Raw genomic sequence first — 897 nt, 5'->3', positions numbered from 1 at the left:
ACGCACTGTGGCTACAATGTACAAGGTGAAATTGGATAAAATGTCAAATTGAGAATTGCTGCCTTAATTAGAGCTTTAACTGTTTCGGTAGCATATCCTTGTTTGAGATAATTTGCATTAATCCAATAACCAATTTCTCTTGCATTTTCTCCCAATCGGGTGTGAAGTCCTGAGGGCGCAAACCAAATTGTCGCTTAAGCAGCCCAAGAGTGCCCCATTTGCTTGTTGATGATCTGCCGGATGCCATCCCGTTTACCGCTCTTGAAAGCCGCTCGTAAATTTAATACCGCAGCCACCCTTTTAGTCCAGCGCTGCCCTACTAGTTTACATCTTTGCTGGACGACCGTGCTTATGGCGGACTCGATTGCGCCGCTGCCTATGCAGTAGCCTGCTTTGCGGTATTCATCATACTTCATGCGGTAGCCGTTTTTTTGATAATACTGAATGACTGCTTCGGCTTTGTCAACAATGGCGCAGCGCCTGCCCGAGGCTTTTGTCCTTATTGCCAGCATGACTTTTTCGGCCTGCCCTTCGAGCAGCTCTGTTTTGCGCCTGGCAATCCATTGTTCTTTGTTTTTTGCCGAGCTGAAAACCATGCCAGCGAACTCGCATAGCTTTTCCGCTGCGTGATAGAAGTCAAGGATTATCTGCGCTTGCGGGTAACACTCCGACTGCCATTTCTCAATCCATTCGGCACCGTCGCTTACCACTACCAGCTTCGTATGAGGGTGCTTGCTAAGGTGGTTGTCTATCAGGGGGTTCAGCCGTTTTACAAACTCTTTATAATGGCCGAGGTGCGCCAAATAATCCGAATGCTCCAGCTCGTTGCGCAGCATAACCTCTTCATCGTCAGACGAAACCTGCTTAATGTGCTGGCCGCAGAACAGCCTGCCCACC

Annotated in this window: 1 protein-coding gene and 1 pseudogene; both read right to left on the bottom strand. The window is 48.7% G+C overall.

The features are described from left to right. Positions 1-11: 11 nt before the first annotated feature. A complete protein-coding gene (locus tag FRY97_RS23415) occupies positions 12-188 on the bottom strand; it encodes a GNAT family N-acetyltransferase (protein WP_147169765.1) in 177 nt (58 codons plus the stop codon). A 6-nt stretch (positions 189-194) separates the two neighbouring features. Next, positions 195-897, bottom strand: a pseudogene (locus FRY97_RS22570) (hypothetical protein); the annotation flags it as partial.

Origin of the sequence: Phaeodactylibacter luteus (genome assembly GCF_007993045.1) — a bacterium.
Lineage (GTDB): Bacteria > Bacteroidota > Bacteroidia > Chitinophagales > Saprospiraceae > Phaeodactylibacter > Phaeodactylibacter luteus.
The sequence above is the reverse complement of the archived record's forward strand: the minus strand, read 5'-3'. Positions and strand labels throughout refer to the sequence as shown.